The organism is Bacillus sp. AFS040349 (assembly GCF_002577655.1).
Lineage (GTDB): Bacteria > Bacillota > Bacilli > Bacillales > Bacillaceae > Metabacillus.
Genome location: NZ_NUMC01000029.1, coordinates 1 through 16,339, shown reverse-complemented (window position 1 = coordinate 16,339; position 16,339 = coordinate 1). Strand labels below are relative to the sequence as shown.

Here is a 16,339-nt window from a genome sequence, read left to right as displayed (position 1 = left end):
TAGTACATAAACAAAGGGAGTGTGGCGGAATGATACAAATAGAAAAAGAGTTTTTGGAATACATAAAAAAAATGAAAGCATACGATGAAGCAATCAGTGTTATGTATTGGGATATGCGCACGGGTGCACCTAAAAAAGGTGTTGAACAGCGTTCAGAAGTAATTGGTATGCTTTCTTCTGAAGCATTTGAAATGCTTGTTTCAGATAAAATGAACGAGTATCTCACAACACTGTCACAGGAAGATGTTTATGAAAACCTTCAGTTTGTAACAAAAAAGGCAGTAGAGTTATTAAAAAAGGAATATAAGAAAAATAAAGTAATACCACCTAAGGAATACCAAGAATATGTTATTCTTTGCTCAAAGGCTGAATCTGTTTGGGAACAAGCAAAGGAACAATCAGACTTCCAAATGTTTGCACCTTACTTACAAAAGCTAATTGATTACAACAAAAAACTAATTGAGTATTGGGGCTATGAAGGACATAAGTACAATACGCTACTAAATGAATATGAACCAGGGGTAACGGTTGAAGTATTGGACCGAGTGTTCTCGCAAGTGAGAGAAAGTATCGTCCCTTTAGTAAAAGCTATTTCTGATTCTGAATATAAGCCTAGGACAGATTTTCTCTTTAATCATTTTCCGAAAGAAAATCAAAGAAGATTAAGTGAATTTTTATTAAAAGAAATTGGATATGATTTTGAAGCTGGTAGATTAGATGAAACTGTTCATCCTTTTGAAATTACCCTTAATCGAAATGATGTACGGGTAACAACAAAGTATGATGAAAAAGATTTTCGTACAGCGATCTTTGGAACGATTCACGAATGTGGTCATGCTATATATGAGCAAAATATTTCAGAAGAATTAGAAGGTACTTTATTGTGTAGTGGTACTTCTATGGGTATTCATGAATCTCAATCTCTATTTTATGAAAATTTTGTAGGAAGAAATAAACGTTTTTGGCAACGTTACTATCAAAGTCTCAAAGATTTTTCACCTGAGCAATTCGAAGGAATAAGTCTAGATGAATTTTATGAGGCGATAAATGAATCAAAGCCATCATTGATTCGTATAGAAGCTGATGAATTAACCTATGCGTTACATGTAATGGTTCGTTATGAAATCGAAAAGGCATTGTTTAATGATGAAATAAGTGTTGAAGAATTGCCTAAGATTTGGAACGAAAAATATGAAGAATACCTTGGCATTGTCCCGCCAAATGACGCAAAAGGGGTTTTGCAAGATGTACATTGGGCTGGAGGAAGCTTTGGTTATTTCCCATCCTATGCATTAGGATATATGTATGCTGCACAAATTAAAAACGCAATGTTAAAAGATCTGCCAAATTACGATGAGTTAATTGAAACAGGTCAGTTTGAAGTTATTAAAGGTTGGTTAACAAAGCGAATTCATCAATACGGACGTACAAAACAACCTTTGGAAATCCTAAAAGATGTTACTGGTGAAGAACTAAATGCTCAATATTTAATTGACTATCTTGAACAAAAATATAGAGGAATCTACAATTTATAAGTTGCCATGATAAAAAAGAGGAGCGGAGATTACCGCTCCTTTGTTCGTTTTACGAATATTTTTATAATAATACTTAAAAAAGTTCGTGTTTTAATTAAAAAGTGTTTGCAAAATAATGATATATTGTTATAATTTGAATTAATTACATAGCACTCATATAATCGCAGGGATATGGCTTGCAAGTTTCTACCGAATAACCGTAAATTGTTCGACTATGAGTGAAGTTTCTTGTTGCACATTTCATTTGATGTATTAGTATGTAATGAAAGCGGCATTGCTTCACTTATAGTGAAGGCAATGCCGCTTTTTTATTTTGCTTTCAGTAATCTTAGGTAAGATGTATGGAGCCAAATTTATGATCGTTATCTTGAAAAAGAGTCTATGGATGGAAAGACGTTAGGAGGAAAATAATTGGAGCTGCTTAGAAGAAAAATCGAAAATGAAGGTATTGTTCTTTCTGACGGTGTATTAAAAGTTGATTCATTTCTTAATCATCAAATTGATCCAGAGCTTATGAAAGAAATAGGTTTAGAGTTAGCCAGGCGCTTTAAAAACGAAGGAATTACAAAGATTGTTACTATAGAATCATCGGGAATTCCTCCAGCTGTTATGGCAGCGTTGGAACTTGGTGTGAAAGTGATATTTGCTAGAAAAAAGAAGTCACTTACGTTAACAGATAATCTATTGGTTTCAACTGTTTATTCTTTTACAAAACAAGAAGAAAATACAATCTCTGTATCACATCAATTTTTAAATGAAAACGATAATGTGTTAATTATTGATGATTTTCTAGCGAATGGTGAAGCTGCAAAAGGATTAATTAACATCGTGAAACAATCAGGTGCATCTGTAAAGGGAATTGGAATTGTAATTGAAAAGTCATTCCAAAAAGGAGCAGATGAATTAAAAGAATTAGGTTACCGAGTAGAATCATTAGCAAGAATAGCATCATTAACAGAAGGAAAAGTAAGTTTTGTTGTAGAACTTGAGGAGGTTACATCTTGAAGCATTCATTAAAGGATCTATCTTTAGGAATTCAACATGTTCTAGCGATGTATGCAGGAGCAGTTGTTGTACCATTAATTGTTGGAAGTGCAATAGGTTTAACGGGAGCACAGTTAACCTATTTAGTTGCCATTGATATTTTTATGTGTGGTATCGCAACATTTTTACAAGTGTGGAAGAATCGCTTTTTTGGAATCGGATTACCTGTTGTACTTGGTTGTACCTTTACAGCTGTAGGGCCAATGATAGCAATCGGAACAGAGTACGGTGTTTCATCTATATATGGTGCGATACTCATGTCAGGACTTATCGTTATTTTAATATCTTCTATATTTGGTAAACTAGTAAGATTTTTTCCACCTGTTGTAACTGGATCAGTTGTAACAATAATTGGCATTACGTTAATACCAGTTGCGATGAATAATATGGCTGGAGGAGAGGGTAGTGTTGACTTTGGGTCTACTGAAAATCTTCTTTTAGCTTTTGGTGTTTTGATCTTAATCATTCTCTTGAATCGTTTTTTTACAGGTTTTATTAGAGCAATTTCAATCTTAATAGGAATAATTGCAGGTACTGTTGCAGCGGGATTAATGGGAATGGTCGATCTTCAGCCTGTCTCAGAAGCATCTTGGTTTAATATAGGAAAACCTTTTTATTTTGGAACACCAACATTTGAACTAGCTCCAATCTTAACAATGACAATCGTTGCCATCGTTAGCATGGTTGAGTCAACAGGAGTGTATTTTGCATTATCAGATATCTGTAAGAAAAAGATTGATGAGAAAGATTTAGCACGTGGTTATCGGGCAGAAGGTATCGCTTATATGCTAGGAGCGATCTTTAACGCTTTTCCTTATACAGCATTTTCCCAAAATGTTGGGCTTGTTCAAATGTCAGGAATCAAAACCAATCGCGTGATTTATATTACAGCTGCTATGCTAGTCGGATTAGGACTTGTTCCCAAAATTGCTGCATTAGCTACAATCATTCCTTCGTCTGTACTAGGTGGTGCAATGGTCGCGATGTTTGGGATGGTTGTTGCTTATGGAATTAAAATGTTAGGGCAAGTCTCATTTGCATCGCAAGAAAATTTACTGATTGTGGCTTGTTCGGTTGGATTAGGGCTTGGTGTTACAGTTGTTCCAGAAATATTTGCAGGACTGCCAGAGTCTGTGAAAATTTTAACGAATAGTGGCATTGTAGCAGGTAGTGTTACAGCTATATTATTGAATATCATTTTTAATATTATTCCTTCAAGTCAAAAACAAAAGCAAGAACAAGAGGCTGTGTTACAAAGTCAAGCTTCTTAAAATAATAGTAAACAACCATGCTATAAATATATTCTGAAAAGAACTATAAAACGTTGCCTGCACTTTTGTAACATAGATATGAAAATGCAGGCAATATTTTTACTTAACTAACATCTTAAACAAATACAAATAAAAAGAGAGCGATTATTAATCACTCTCCGGAAACTTTCCAAACGTAAAGATCTTCAACTGTACAGTTTAGTTCTTTAGAAATTGTCATTGCATTATTAAGGTTCATGACTTTTTTATCTAGATAGTCATGTAGTTGTTCTATTGGAATATTTGTTTTATCCGCCAGAACATCGAGCTTAGTGTTATTTTTGGTTAAAAGTTCTTTAAGGTTACTTTTCTTTGCTTTATATGCTGCCAAATTTGACACCTCGCTTCTTAGTCAAGCATAGCACAATACTAAATAAATTGATACTTTTGATAATTTATTTTTCAAGTATGTATTTATGTAATCAAGATTTAGTAATTTAGAAAGTAAGGTAGAGAGTAATGCTAGGAACATAAGAAAATTTGTATTATTTTATTAATTTAATTAGGTATTATACAAATAGTATGCTATGCTTAAGTTAACCATTGAAATACCTTTTAGCAATTTTAGCTCCCCATTCATTTTTGAATGGGGATTTTTTATATAAAGTAAAACAGATCAAATAAAAAAAGGACCCTAATAAAGGATCCTTTTTTATTTGAAATTATGCTTTGTTTACGTTAGTTGCTTGTGGTCCACGTTGACCTTGTTCAACTTCAAAAGTCACTTTTTGACCTTCGTCTAAAGATTTAAATCCTTCGCCTTGGATAGCTGAGAAATGTACGAATACATCGTCTCCACCTTCAACTTCGATGAAACCGAAACCTTTTTCTGCGTTAAACCATTTTACTGTACCTTGTTGCATAATTGTTGCCTCCTGTGTGGAAATACCACAATTTATTACTATCCTTGCTCAATTAGATATCAAAGGCGAAAAGTTTAAACACTTATTCTTTCCTTACAGACCGAACAAAAATAATTCTTCTTTATAATAACAGATAATTTTTGGAAAAGCAAATAAGGAAAAAATAAAATCTTAATTAGGTTAGATTATTAATGAATTGTGCTTAAATAATATATATGTTACAACCTAGTAAGGGTTAATTTCAGGAGGTTACACAATGGAAGAAATACAACATTTGTTATCCAAGGCATTAAAAACAAATAAACAGGTTATAAAAGGCCAGGAATTCAGTGTAGAGGCACACATAACTGGTAGAGAAGATTATATAAACTTATACGCAGGTGATGCTGTAATTGCTGTGTATGATACAGAAGATCAAGATTTAAATATCCTCAACTATAAATTCAAAAAAGCTGTAAAATATTTTGGTGAATGCTTAGAAGAAGAGGGAATGGAAGTATACATTGATGAAGGCTTAATGGATTAACACTCTTTAGATTGGAGTGTTTTTCTCTTGGAAAAAATTCCTTTAAATTGCAGGAAACTATTTAGGCTGTAAAGAATATTACATTCAGTTACAAAATATTGGAGGGATATTATGGGTTTATTAGATGGTTTAATGGGTAATGTCTCAGAAGTTGATATCAGTTCAGTTGAAAAAGAATTAGAAGTAATTGTTACTGACAACGAAAATATTGAAAAAGCTTATAAATTAATTCGTGATTTAATTGTTTTTACAAATACGCGATTAATACTTATTGACAAGCAAGGAGTAACAGGGAAAAAAGTGGAATACCATTCTATTCCATACAAAAGTATCACCCATTTTAGCGTAGAAACCGCTGGCAGCTTTGATTTAGACGCAGAATTAAAAATTTGGATTTCTGGTACAGCAAATCCAGTCTCGAAGCAATTTAAAAAAGATAAAAGCATATATGATGTACAAAAAGCGTTAGCATCTTATGTAGCAAAATAATCTATTATTAATAGTTCATTCAGGTCTCCCATTAACTATAGAGGGAGGCCTTTTTATGCAAAATCCTGTCATGGATATTTAAACTGAAAAATAATATTTAATAAACTAAAAAAAGGAGACAATCATGCGAGTTAAAGATCTAACAATAACACGTCTTTTCACAATTAACACATTTATTGAAGTGGCAAATCATGCAAATAAATTTGAATCAGATATCTTTATTGTAGGTCCAAACTTTAAAACGGATGCTAAAAGTTTATTAGGATTATTAGCAACCATTCAAACAGGAACAAATATTAGAATTGTAGCAGCTGGAGAGGATGAAGAAGAAGCCATAAAGGAATGCATAAAGCTTTTCTTATAAGTGTAATTATTAAATTCTTGAATAGGGAAACACCTTTTTTTATTCACCTTGTCCGTAGAACTTGAATACTCTATAAAAACGGAAACATCAAGGATGGTGAATACATTTGGTGAAAAAGTTCATGATGTTTAGGTGGATGGAGAAAAGAAGACAAAATCATATTGAAAAAATGAAGGATCTTGGTAAATGTCCTGATTGCCGTGGATATGGAGTTGTTATTGTTCCGATGCATTATATTGGGAGTAATATAGAGTGTTATACGTGTAAAGGTACAGGAGAGTACGCAGTATGGGAAAATAATAGATAACTTAAGTATAAAAGAATGTGTCAACCCCTCCAACAATTGTATTGTAGGAGAGGTCAGGCACTCTTTTACATATAAATTAATTTTTTTCTAAAAGACGTTCCTTCTGGTCAAGATATTCATCTTCTGAAAGAATGTCTAAATCATACAATTCTTTAATTTTCTTTAATTTTTCAAAATTATCAACAGCAGAATCAACTCTTTGATTTTTTACTTCAACAACCTTTTCTTCAATTAATTGCTTTAATTCAATTGCCATTTCTTTTTCTTGCTTGGAAAACTCAATTGTGTTTTCAAGTCTTTCACTTTTATGATCATTTTTACCACAATCAAGGATAATGTAACCATTTGAAGCAAATCCCGGTTCTTTCATTGACACATTTACAATATTTTTATATTGTACTAATTTTATTTTGTTAAATTTCCCTAAAAACCCACCATGTATCATTTCGATACTGTTTTGGTACATATAGATCGTTGTTTTACTTCCTTTTTTAAACATATATTCTTTAAATGCTAATTCAGCCACGATAATCCCCTCTTCTATTCCTACAGATTGAATTAATAAACTCTTTTATTTTACAAAAAAAATCGACAAATGTTAATAAGAAATCGGTTATGTATGTAGATATTTTTATAGATCATTTTTCGTATATTTTACACTTTCGGATCAACTTTATGTTGTATTTAGCAAAAGTATGCTACCAATTACACCAATGTTAGAGACTAAAATTGATTCTGAACAGATTCTTTAAAAATTTATGGGAAAAAAGGTTTAAAATGTCACCTCTTGATGAATAGTAAGGAATATTAAGGAAAAAGAGGTGAGCCCATTGAATTTTCTTCGTGGATTATCAGAATGGAAGCAAGCGAGAATCGAGAAGGTTCGCGCTGATATGGAATCTTTAGGAAGGTGCCCTGATTGTAGGGGAAGAGGTTTTACATCATCCTTAACAAGTGTTTATACACCAACATATGATGCTGTGTTTGATTGTCCAGGTTGCAATGGTACTGGACAATATGCAGACTGGAATGGTAATAATGACCAATATCAGTAAATGAGTTGTTAAGAATGGATAGTAAACTGATTTTTGAGCAAAAATAGATTTGGCTTCACAAAAAATGTGAGGGGGAGATATGAAATGAAATGGCAAAAGCAATTACTTTCTAAATTAAAGGAACGAGACGGAAAGAAAATAGCTCTAGCGATTGATACTTCTACAAATCAAACGAACACACTGTTAATACAAAATATTGTTAAGTTATTTGGAGAAGTAACCCCTAATGCATTACTAGTGCAAGCTGACTTTAAGATAAGAAGCATTACTCCAATTAAGGAAGATAAAATAACTTATTATACTCATGGAAAGTCCTCGTATACAGAAGTGCTTGAGTGGGCTGAAAAAGAAGAAATAGACACCCTCTTTTATATAACGGATGTAACTGGATATTTCTATGATGAACTTCAGGTAAACAATGAAGTTTTTTGGTTGGTTCCCGATGAATTTGTCCCAAAAGTACCATTTGGAAAGGCGATAAGGGTAGCTTAAATGTACTTAATTACTTCTCGAGTTGAAAGAAAAGAGGCTGACAAATGTTGTCAGCCTTTCTAAAGTAGGAGAAAGCAAAGGTGGCATTACTGTGGATAAGAAAGCATTAAAAATAGAGTTTACCTCCAAAACAGGCGAGTCAGTTATCCTTCGACCTGTAGAAGAGAGAGATGCAGAATCAATTGTTAATGCAGTGGAACAGATTATTAAGTCTGGTTCCTATATCCAAAAGGAAGCGGCTAGATCTATACAGGATGAAATCAAATTTATAGAGCATATGGCTCTCCAAGATAATATGTATGTTGCGGTAGAGATAAATCATCAAATAGTAGGTATTGCACGAGTTATTAGGGGAGAATTGGAAATGAAAAGCCACACTGGACTTTTTCGTACATGGTTAGTTGAGGCAGCTCAAGGAAAAGGAATTGGAACAGAACTTTTAAATTATACGATTAAATGGTGTAAGACCCATAAATTACATAAACTATGTTTGACCGTTTTTGCATCAAATGGATTAGCTCATAAACTTTACGAGAGATTTGGATTTGTACAAGAAGGTATACAAAAGGATCAAGTCAAAATTAACGGAAAATATGATGACGAGGTTTTTATGGCTTATTTCTTTAAGTAATTACCAACAATTCTCAATGAGTGACAGCTAAAAATGAGATATAATAAAGATGCACAACAACAACAACTCCTTTAAAACGTTAGCTTTTCCCCTTTAATTGGGAAAGGCTTTTTTTATTATGTAGAATGTGTTGGCAATTATGTAACAAACTTCCAAATAATTTACATATAAACCTATATTAATGGATAATTTTAGTCAAAGTTGGTCATAGTAACCTTAATGAAAATGAGGTGAAAACCAATATGGTCTATGCGTTATCAGTAGGAAAGGCAATTCCACAATATGAAATGAGTCAGGATACTACTGTGGAGTTTGCAAAAGAGATATTTCATGATTCTTTTAAAGATATAGAACGGCTTCTACCCGTGTTTAAAAACGGTGAAATAGAAAAAAGACAATTTGTAGAACCACTCAAATGGTATAAGCAAACACATTCATTTGAAGAAAAGAATGAACTGTATATAGATAGAGCTGTAACATATGGAGTTGAAGCAGTGAAAAATTGCTTAACTAATCGTACATTATTACAGCAGGACATTGACTATAACGAAATAGACGCGATTTTCTTCATTAGTACAACAGGAATCTCGACACCCAGTATTGATGCTAAAATTATGAATTGCTTACCCTTTAAAGAAACAACTAAACGCATTCCTATTTGGGGGTTAGGATGTGCTGGGGGTGCCGCAGGATTGTCCAGAGCATATGAATATTGTCTGGCGTTTCCAGAAGCAATGGTACTTGTTATATCTGTTGAGCTTTGTAGTCTTACTTTTCAGCATGACGATAAGACGAAAAGTAATTTAATTGGAACGTCATTGTTTGCTGATGGAGTTGCCTGTACATGTATCACAGGAAGTCATGTGAACTGGAAGAGACGATCAAATTTATCTTCACTGCCCAAATTATTGGGGACAAGATCGACATTTATGAGAGATTCTGAAGATGTAATGGGATGGGATATTAAAAATAATGGTTTGTATGTTGTTTTTTCTCGTGACATTCCATCTATTATTAAAAAATGGTTGAAACCGCAAGTATTAGATTTTTTACAAGAATACGACCTTGAAGTAGAAGATATTAATCATTTTATCGCTCATCCTGGTGGTAAAAAGGTGCTTGATGCGTATATGGATGGTCTAGGGTTCAATGAGCATCATTTGCATATTTCAAAAGAAGTCTTAGTCAAGCACGGAAATATGTCATCGGTAACGGTTATGTATGTTTTAGAACAATATTTAAAACGTGAAATTGGTAAACCAGGTGACTATGGCTTAATTGGTGCACTTGGTCCAGGGTTCAGTTCTGAAATGTTACTCGTTAATTGGGAGGGAAAATAATTGTTGTTTTATCTTTTATTTTCATTATTGATTTTTCAACGACTAACCGAGCTATTTATTGCGAAAAAGAATGAAAAGTGGATGATGAATAGGGGGGGAGTAGAGCATGGGAATGAGCATTACCCATTTATCGTATCTCTTCATGTGCTGTTTCTTATCTCGCTTTTATCAGAGGTAATTTTTTTTCGAAAAGAATTAACTGAGCTATGGTTTGTGTTAGTTCCAATGTTACTTTTAACACAATTGATGAGGTATTGGTCGGTTATTTCTCTCGGGAATTATTGGAATACAAAAATCATTATCGTTCCAAATGATATAGTTGTTTCAAAAGGTCCATATCAATTTATCAAACATCCGAATTATGTTGTAGTAGCAGTAGAAATTCTGATAATCCCTCTGTTGTTTGATGCATATATCACATCATTAGTGTTTACCATGCTCAATATATTCATGATGACAATTAGAATCCCCGCTGAAGAAAAAGCGCTTCAAACATATACGAATTATCAAGAAGTATTCACAGTAAAATCAAGGTTTTTACCTAGAAAAAGATAATCAGCAGATTTTTCAAAAAACTTTAGAGGAGATATTGAAAATGATTATCATTGATGATAGAATAAATTTATAATGAAAATCATTCTCAAAATTTGGAGGTCTGCTGAGAATATGACTATGTTATTTGTCGGTTGTACCGTTGTTACTTATAGTGTATTGATTGGTTACATATTAAAGAATATAGATGCCCAAAAAGCTTAAAGTCCACAGAATTGTGGGCTTTATTTTTTTGCTAATGTATTTCGAAAAGCCAAAATATTAATTTGTAAGAAACACAAATGAGTTTGCATAGAAAAATATAATAAAATTCTGTAAAATAAAAAGTATTAAATGCATAGAGACAAAGGGGATTATCATGACAACGGCTGTGAAATCAAAAGACTTAATGCAAATCGTTATAAATCTTCATAATGAAATAAAAAAGCATGATACTGAAAATGCTCATAAGTTAGTTGAGCTTGCCAACAAGCTTTATCATCAAAAGCTATATGTTGCCTTTGCTGGCCATTTTTCCGCGGGAAAGTCATCTATGATTAATAAGCTTTTAGATGAACAAATACTCCCAACAAGCCCTATTCCAACTAGTGCTAATTTAGTTCTATTAGAAAAAGGCCAAGAGCAAGTAACGCTTTATTCATCCGCAAAAGAAAGTATCGAATTAGCGGGAGACTATTCTATTGAGCAAGTGAAAGAATATTGTAAGCAGGGTGACGAAATAGAAAGAATTTCCATTAAAAGACTTTACCAAAACATTGAAGAAGATATTGTAATTATGGATTCGCCTGGAATCGATTCTACAGATGCTGCCCATAAATTATCGACCGAATCCATGCTTCATATTGCCGACACTATTTTTTATGTAACAGACTATAACCATGTTCAATCTGAGGAAAACCTTTCATTCATAAAAGAAATGAAAGACCGAAATAAGATGATTTTCCTTATTGTAAACCAAATTGATAAGCATGTTGAAAAGGAAATAGAATTTAAACACTTTAAAAAGCATATTGAAGAGTCATTTGCTGAAGTTGGATTACATCCGCAAGATGTCTTTTTTACAACGTTAAAAGATGACCAACATCCAGCAAATCAATTGGAACAAGTAAAAGATCTTATTAAGGTTATTGTTGAGGATAAAAAGCGCTATATTGATCAAAATGTTCATGATTCTGTTACACAAGTCATAAAAGAACATTTAGAGAAGTATGAAGATCAGTTAAATTTAACTGATGTAGATGAAAAGGAAATTCGTGATAGTTTAAACACACTTCAAGAGCAAAAACAAACGATCGAGAAAAAAGTAAATGAAGAAGAAAAAATAATTGAAAAATTATCTGTTGAAACAAATGATAAAGTGTCAGCTATATTAAAAAGTGCAAATTTAATTCCTTATGAAACAAGAGAGAAAGCAGCGGCCTATATAGAGTCGGTTGACCCTGCATTTAAGGTAGGGTTTTTATTCTCAAAATCCAAAACAGATCAAGAACGTGAACGAAGAAAGAATGAGTTGTATGAAAGTTTAAAACAAAACATCGAAACTCAAATATCTTGGCATTTTCAGTCATTACTAAAAGACTATCTAAAAACTTATGAAATCCATGATCCAGAGGTCATTCAACAAGTACAATCATTTGCAGTTAAAGTAACAGAGCAAATAATAACGGATGCAATGAAAGCAGGGGCTTCTTACAATAACCAATACGTATTAACTTATTCATCTGATGTTAGTGAATTAATAAAAAAACATAGTAAACAACAAGTCATGAGCTTGTTTCAGAAAATTATTGATTATGTAAGAGATAGTCGACAAAGTGAGTTAGACACAGTCTATAAGGATTTAACTAACTGTAAAGCAGAGATGGCTAAAGTTGAAGATTTAGTATGTAGATTTGAGAATCTGGCAAACTATGAAGAAAATATCTTGAAGATTAGACATGGAAAACTTGTTGAATCATTAGATGATCAAAAATGGTTGGAAGAAAACCAATTTTATAAGAAAAGTGTAAGAACTCTTGAGCTTGAGGAAGTTGTTGATGGTATAGTTCAGGATAGTGAGACAGTTTTAGAAGTCCAAAAGGCAGAGCAGTCTTTAGGGAATCGAGATGAATTTATTCAACAGGCAGAGAATATGTTAAAAGCACTCGAAAATATTCGAGGCTTCAAGCAATTTACTGACTCCTTAGAAGGAAAAATTAAGAGCTATAAAAACAGATCATTCACAGTTGCGTTGTTTGGGGCTTTTAGTGCAGGTAAATCTTCTTTTGCAAATGCATTAATTGGCGAGAGGCTTTTACCTTCCTCTCCTAATCCAACTACTGCAACAATAAATAAAATTGCACCAGTTACAAATGAAAAGCAACATGGTTTAGTGGAAGTAAAACTAAAGTCTAAAGAAGCATTACAAAAGGAAGTAATAGAAAGTATTCCTTCCTTAAGTGAGAAGAACACTTCTACATTTGATGTATTTGTAAACAGTGTGCTAAATCTTCAAGGAAAAGATCAACATGAAAAAGATCAGTTAACTAAATATAAAACGGCTCTTCCTGATTATCAAAATTTAACAACATCAGGTTTGCTAATTACTTCTTCAAAAGAAACCTTTAAAGATTTTGTTGCGAATGAAAATAAAGCGTGTTTGGTTGAGGAGGTAATTGTTTACTTTGATTGTCCAATCACAAGAGCAGGTATTACATTAGTTGATACTCCTGGTGCTGATTCTCTGCATAAACGTCATACAGATGTTGCCTTTCAGTATATTAAAAAGGCAGACGCCATTCTTTATGTGACATATTATAACCATCCTTTTTCAAAAGGAGATCGTGAATTTTTAAGGCAACTAGGCAGGGTAAAGGATTCTTTTACATTAGACAAAATGTTCTTCATTATAAATGCAGTTGATTTAGCGAAAGATGAAGAAGAAGTTGAATTAGTTAAAGCGTATATTCAAGATCAATTCTTAAAGCATGAAATACGAAATGTTCGTCTTTATGGAGTTTCAAGTTTAAATATTCTTTCTGAGAACCTTAGTAATGAAAAAGACTATTCCACTTTTAAACAGCAATTTGATACTTTTATTAAAGAAGAGCTTACAAACACTACAATCATTTCAATTAGGGAAGATTTAAAACGCTCTAAGGAACGAATCGAATCGTTAATCGATGCTGCTGAAAAGAGTGGAATTGAAAAAGAACAAATACGCAACAATCTGCTAAATGAAAAACAAAAAGTAAAAGAAGAATTAACACACGTAACAAATCAGCATCTAAAGAAAACTGTCACACAGGAAATTGAGGAACTTGTCTTTTATTTAAAGCAAAGATTGTTCTTCCGTTTTAATGAATTTTTTAAAGAAAGCTTTCATCCAAGTGTTTTTCACCAAACAAGTGATACACAGCAGGCTTTACAGACTTGCTTAAACGATTTAGTTCGTACAGTTGAGTTTGAGTTAGTTCAAGAATTACAAGCAACTTCTTTACGAATTGAAAATGTAATCAAGAAGACTTTTGAAGATGAATATATAAGAATTTCTCAACTCATAAAGAAACAATCGCAATCCATCACATTGTCTAGTGTTGAATTCGAAGAAATGTTAACACCTGATATCTCGGTTGAGTTTTCTCAGGATATGATAGCTCAGTTAAAACCTTCGTTAAAATTATTTAAGAATACAAAATCTTTCTTTGAGAAAAATGAAAAGAAATTCATGGGGGAAGACCTAACAGAAAGATTTAATGAGCCTATTACAATGGTATTAGATAACTATAATCAGAAGTTTTCTGACTATTATCAACATACAGTGATGAAGATGCAATCAAGCTTAATTCAGCAAATTACGGTTCAAACTGAAGAAAGCTTTGAGGCACTTCTTGACATTCAATTCGAAGACACAGGCTACTTAAAACAAGAGCAATCCAATCTTAGTCAAGTTATTGGACTTTTAGCTTAAGTATGCTTCATCTTGGGAATTTTATGATACAATCTATTGATATAAACAAAAACATGTAGGGGGAAGGAGCATGGATTATAAAACGTATCAAGTTTGTGCTACATGCATTCATTTTGAGGCAGTACGAAAAAACAACACTATGCTTTATACCTGCACTCGATTAAAATATGAGACAAAGCCAACTTATTCGTTTAATTGCTGGACTCCCAAGGAACATGTTAAGAGGTTAATGGAAAAACGAGGTGAGAATATTGAGTAATGTACATGAAGCCATTTCACAGCATAGTAAAAACCAACATCACCATATTCAAGCATTTTTAAAGCTTGAAGAAAAAAGGGAAGCACTAATTGAGGAAGCGATCTTCTTATGTGTGAATGCGAAGCCTTTTGAGGTTGAGCAAATTAATACTGTAACAAAAGAAATGAATGAGCTTGCTTCAAAGGGAATCGTTCCAACACGTAAGCTTGTGACTAAGAAAATGGTTGAAGAATTTGTTGTAAAGAAATATGGTAAATAAAGGTGCTTCCTAGCATTTCCAACTACCATTTTGAGCAAACCCGATTGAAATGCCTTTCAAGTGGAAAACTAATCTCGATTGATTAAATTGAAAGGTGTGAATGAAATGGGACGCACAAAATTAGGAAATGCAAACGCACAACGCAACAATAATAAAAAGAAGAAAAATGATTTTAATACTGAGTTTGAATCATACGCTCAACACGAAGCATTAAAACTTAGTAGAGATAATAAAGAAGATTAACCTAAGAAGCCAGTGTGGAACTTTTAGTTTCAACTGGCTTCTTTGTGGTGTTAACTTCCACTTCCCCTACTTAACCTCACTCAAAATTAACTCTAAGTACCAACTCCTACTTTAAAGATATATGTTATACTTACCTATGAATCTGATGAAACTAGCGATTTATTTTTATATGCTTGAAAGGAGATTTCAATGGAAAACAACAAACAACACTTATTAATTGTCGATGGGATGGCGCTTTTATTCCGTTCTTTTTTTGCGACATCTGTTTACGGGCAATTTATGATTAATAGTAAAGGAACACCTACAAATGCAATCTCAGGATTATTAAAGCACTTGATTTCTGTTATAGAATATACAAAACCAACACATGTTATCTGTTGCTGGGATATGGGAAGTAAAACTTATAGAAATGACATTTTTTCAGATTATAAAGCAAATAGACCTGAGGCACCAATAGAGCTTCAACCACAATTTGACCTTGCAAAAGAAGTTGTAGCGGCATTAAATATTCCGAACGTGGGAATAGAAGGTTATGAAGCTGATGATTGCATTGGAACACTTGCAAAAACATATGAAAATGATATGAAAGTATCGATTATAACCGGTGACAAAGATATCCTCCAGCTTTTAAATGATTCTGTAGACGTATTGATCCTTCAAAAAGGAATCGGTAATTACAAACATTATACAAAGAATTCATATATAGAAGAGTTTCAAATCGAACCTCGAATGTTAATTGATGTTAAGGCGTTAATGGGCGATCCGAGTGATAATTATCCTGGTGTAAAAGGAATAGGAGAGAAAACAGCATTTAAATTAATTACTCAATATCGATCAATTGATGTGCTGTTGCAAAATGTTTCAGAGTTAACCAAAGGTCAAAAAACAAAAATAGAAAATGATTTGGATATGTTACTTTTATCAAGAAAATTGGCCGAAATTAATTGTCAAGCACCTCTTGAATGTTTACTTGAAGATGCTATTTTTCAAATTGACGAAGAAAAGGCATTTTCTATTATTAAGGATTTAGAACTAAAAGGAATTCAAAAGTTACTAAAGAATGTAACTGACGTGAAAGAGGCTATATAATATTAAAATTTTAGGGGCTGACCCAAAAGTCT

The 16,339-nt window shown here is 32.7% G+C and carries 20 protein-coding genes and 1 riboswitch; of the genes, 17 read left to right on the top strand and 3 right to left on the bottom strand.

Annotated elements, in window-relative coordinates; genetic code table 11:
- The first annotated feature begins 29 nt into the window (after positions 1-29).
- The 3 genes from COD11_RS07265 to COD11_RS07255 all read left to right on the top strand — a co-directional run bounded on the left by COD11_RS07265 (position 30) and on the right by COD11_RS07255 (position 3,850).
- A complete protein-coding gene (locus COD11_RS07265) occupies positions 30-1,535 on the top strand; it encodes a carboxypeptidase M32 (protein WP_098796099.1) in 1,506 nt (501 codons plus the stop codon).
- Between the two features lie 133 nt (positions 1,536-1,668).
- Positions 1,669-1,770, top strand: a riboswitch (purine riboswitch).
- 176 nt (positions 1,771-1,946) lie between these two features.
- Entirely contained in the window at positions 1,947-2,540 is a 594-nt protein-coding gene (locus COD11_RS07260) for a xanthine phosphoribosyltransferase (protein ID WP_098796098.1), read from the top strand.
- Positions 2,534-3,850, top strand: a complete 1,317-nt coding sequence (locus COD11_RS07255; RefSeq protein WP_098796097.1) for a nucleobase:cation symporter-2 family protein — start codon at positions 2,534-2,536, stop codon at positions 3,848-3,850. The genes COD11_RS07260 and COD11_RS07255 overlap by 7 nt, the downstream gene beginning before the upstream one ends.
- Before the next feature lie 151 nt (positions 3,851-4,001).
- Here the strand turns inward: COD11_RS07255 and COD11_RS07250 are convergent, their stop codons facing one another.
- Together COD11_RS07250 and COD11_RS07245 are read right to left on the bottom strand one after the other, a co-directional pair.
- Positions 4,002-4,220 (bottom strand): helix-turn-helix domain-containing protein, encoded by a 219-nt coding sequence (locus tag COD11_RS07250; protein WP_176551011.1) that lies wholly within the window; start codon positions 4,218-4,220, stop codon positions 4,002-4,004.
- A gap of 331 nt (positions 4,221-4,551) precedes the next feature.
- Positions 4,552-4,752 carry a cold-shock protein gene (locus COD11_RS07245; protein ID WP_098796095.1) on the bottom strand — a complete coding sequence of 67 codons (201 nt, stop codon included), beginning with the start codon at positions 4,750-4,752 and terminating at the stop codon, positions 4,552-4,554.
- A 256-nt stretch (positions 4,753-5,008) separates the two neighbouring features.
- Between COD11_RS07245 and COD11_RS07240 the strand changes: the two genes are divergently transcribed.
- The 4 genes from COD11_RS07240 to COD11_RS07225 all read left to right on the top strand — a co-directional run bounded on the left by COD11_RS07240 (position 5,009) and on the right by COD11_RS07225 (position 6,438).
- Entirely contained in the window at positions 5,009-5,278 is a 270-nt protein-coding gene (locus COD11_RS07240) for a hypothetical protein (RefSeq protein WP_098796094.1), read from the top strand.
- A 111-nt stretch (positions 5,279-5,389) separates the two neighbouring features.
- Positions 5,390-5,767, top strand: a complete 378-nt coding sequence (locus tag COD11_RS07235; RefSeq protein WP_098796093.1) for a PH domain-containing protein — start codon at positions 5,390-5,392, stop codon at positions 5,765-5,767.
- Positions 5,768-5,891: 124 nt separating this feature from the next.
- Positions 5,892-6,131, top strand: coding sequence for an HPr family phosphocarrier protein (locus tag COD11_RS07230; protein WP_098796092.1), 240 nt, complete (start codon positions 5,892-5,894; stop codon positions 6,129-6,131).
- Positions 6,132-6,252: 121 nt separating this feature from the next.
- On the top strand, positions 6,253-6,438 hold the full coding sequence (locus COD11_RS07225; RefSeq protein WP_098796091.1) for a methionine aminopeptidase: 186 nt from the start codon (positions 6,253-6,255) through the stop codon (positions 6,436-6,438).
- 76 nt (positions 6,439-6,514) lie between these two features.
- Here the strand turns inward: COD11_RS07225 and COD11_RS07220 are convergent, their stop codons facing one another.
- Positions 6,515-6,964, bottom strand: a complete 450-nt coding sequence (locus COD11_RS07220; RefSeq protein ID WP_098796090.1) for a hypothetical protein — start codon at positions 6,962-6,964, stop codon at positions 6,515-6,517.
- A 304-nt stretch (positions 6,965-7,268) separates the two neighbouring features.
- Between COD11_RS07220 and COD11_RS07215 the strand changes: the two genes are divergently transcribed.
- From COD11_RS07215 to COD11_RS07170, 10 genes are all read left to right on the top strand, one after another.
- Positions 7,269-7,493: a methionine aminopeptidase gene (locus COD11_RS07215; protein WP_098796089.1), complete on the top strand. Its 225-nt coding sequence runs from the start codon at positions 7,269-7,271 to the stop codon at positions 7,491-7,493.
- A gap of 84 nt (positions 7,494-7,577) precedes the next feature.
- Complete coding sequence (locus COD11_RS07210; protein ID WP_098796088.1) at positions 7,578-7,985, top strand: VWA-like domain-containing protein; 408 nt, start codon at positions 7,578-7,580, stop codon at positions 7,983-7,985.
- 91 nt (positions 7,986-8,076) lie between these two features.
- Positions 8,077-8,616 (top strand): GNAT family N-acetyltransferase, encoded by a 540-nt coding sequence (locus COD11_RS07205; RefSeq protein ID WP_255301557.1) that lies wholly within the window; start codon positions 8,077-8,079, stop codon positions 8,614-8,616.
- A gap of 242 nt (positions 8,617-8,858) precedes the next feature.
- Positions 8,859-9,956 carry a type III polyketide synthase gene (locus COD11_RS07200; RefSeq protein ID WP_098796087.1) on the top strand — a complete coding sequence of 366 codons (1,098 nt, stop codon included), beginning with the start codon at positions 8,859-8,861 and terminating at the stop codon, positions 9,954-9,956.
- The gene (locus tag COD11_RS07195; RefSeq protein ID WP_098796086.1) at positions 9,957-10,511 is read left to right on the top strand and encodes an isoprenylcysteine carboxyl methyltransferase family protein; all 555 of its coding nucleotides are present in this window, start codon (positions 9,957-9,959) and stop codon (positions 10,509-10,511) included.
- Positions 10,512-10,866: 355 nt separating this feature from the next.
- On the top strand, positions 10,867-14,457 hold the full coding sequence (locus COD11_RS07190; RefSeq protein ID WP_098796085.1) for a dynamin family protein: 3,591 nt from the start codon (positions 10,867-10,869) through the stop codon (positions 14,455-14,457).
- A 70-nt stretch (positions 14,458-14,527) separates the two neighbouring features.
- Positions 14,528-14,716, top strand: a complete 189-nt coding sequence (locus COD11_RS07185; RefSeq protein ID WP_098796084.1) for a hypothetical protein — start codon at positions 14,528-14,530, stop codon at positions 14,714-14,716.
- Complete coding sequence (locus tag COD11_RS07180; protein ID WP_098796083.1) at positions 14,709-14,975, top strand: DUF2533 family protein; 267 nt, start codon at positions 14,709-14,711, stop codon at positions 14,973-14,975. The genes COD11_RS07185 and COD11_RS07180 overlap by 8 nt, the downstream gene beginning before the upstream one ends.
- 105 nt (positions 14,976-15,080) lie before the next feature.
- Complete coding sequence (locus COD11_RS26735) at positions 15,081-15,218, top strand: hypothetical protein (RefSeq protein ID WP_098796082.1); 138 nt, start codon at positions 15,081-15,083, stop codon at positions 15,216-15,218.
- A gap of 189 nt (positions 15,219-15,407) precedes the next feature.
- Positions 15,408-16,307 carry a 5'-3' exonuclease gene (locus COD11_RS07170; RefSeq protein ID WP_098796081.1) on the top strand — a complete coding sequence of 300 codons (900 nt, stop codon included), beginning with the start codon at positions 15,408-15,410 and terminating at the stop codon, positions 16,305-16,307.
- Positions 16,308-16,339: the final 32 nt, after the last annotated feature.

What these genes read in the sequence shown, in the direction of transcription:
- COD11_RS07265 (WP_098796099.1), top strand. Translation starts at nt 30, where the DNA reads ATGATACAAATAGAAAAAGAGTTTTTGGAATACATAAAAAAAATGAAA.
- COD11_RS07245 (WP_098796095.1), bottom strand. Translation starts at nt 4,752, where the DNA reads ATGCAACAAGGTACAGTAAAATGGTTTAACGCAGAAAAAGGTTTCGGT.
- COD11_RS07240 (WP_098796094.1), top strand. Translation starts at nt 5,009, where the DNA reads ATGGAAGAAATACAACATTTGTTATCCAAGGCATTAAAAACAAATAAA.
- COD11_RS07235 (WP_098796093.1), top strand. Translation starts at nt 5,390, where the DNA reads ATGGGTTTATTAGATGGTTTAATGGGTAATGTCTCAGAAGTTGATATC.
- COD11_RS07230 (WP_098796092.1), top strand. Translation starts at nt 5,892, where the DNA reads ATGCGAGTTAAAGATCTAACAATAACACGTCTTTTCACAATTAACACA.
- COD11_RS07225 (WP_098796091.1), top strand. Translation starts at nt 6,253, where the DNA reads ATGATGTTTAGGTGGATGGAGAAAAGAAGACAAAATCATATTGAAAAA.
- COD11_RS07210 (WP_098796088.1), top strand. Translation starts at nt 7,578, where the DNA reads ATGAAATGGCAAAAGCAATTACTTTCTAAATTAAAGGAACGAGACGGA.
- COD11_RS07200 (WP_098796087.1), top strand. Translation starts at nt 8,859, where the DNA reads ATGGTCTATGCGTTATCAGTAGGAAAGGCAATTCCACAATATGAAATG.
- COD11_RS07190 (WP_098796085.1), top strand. Translation starts at nt 10,867, where the DNA reads ATGACAACGGCTGTGAAATCAAAAGACTTAATGCAAATCGTTATAAAT.
- COD11_RS07185 (WP_098796084.1), top strand. Translation starts at nt 14,528, where the DNA reads ATGGATTATAAAACGTATCAAGTTTGTGCTACATGCATTCATTTTGAG.
- COD11_RS26735 (WP_098796082.1), top strand. Translation starts at nt 15,081, where the DNA reads ATGGGACGCACAAAATTAGGAAATGCAAACGCACAACGCAACAATAAT.
- COD11_RS07170 (WP_098796081.1), top strand. Translation starts at nt 15,408, where the DNA reads ATGGAAAACAACAAACAACACTTATTAATTGTCGATGGGATGGCGCTT.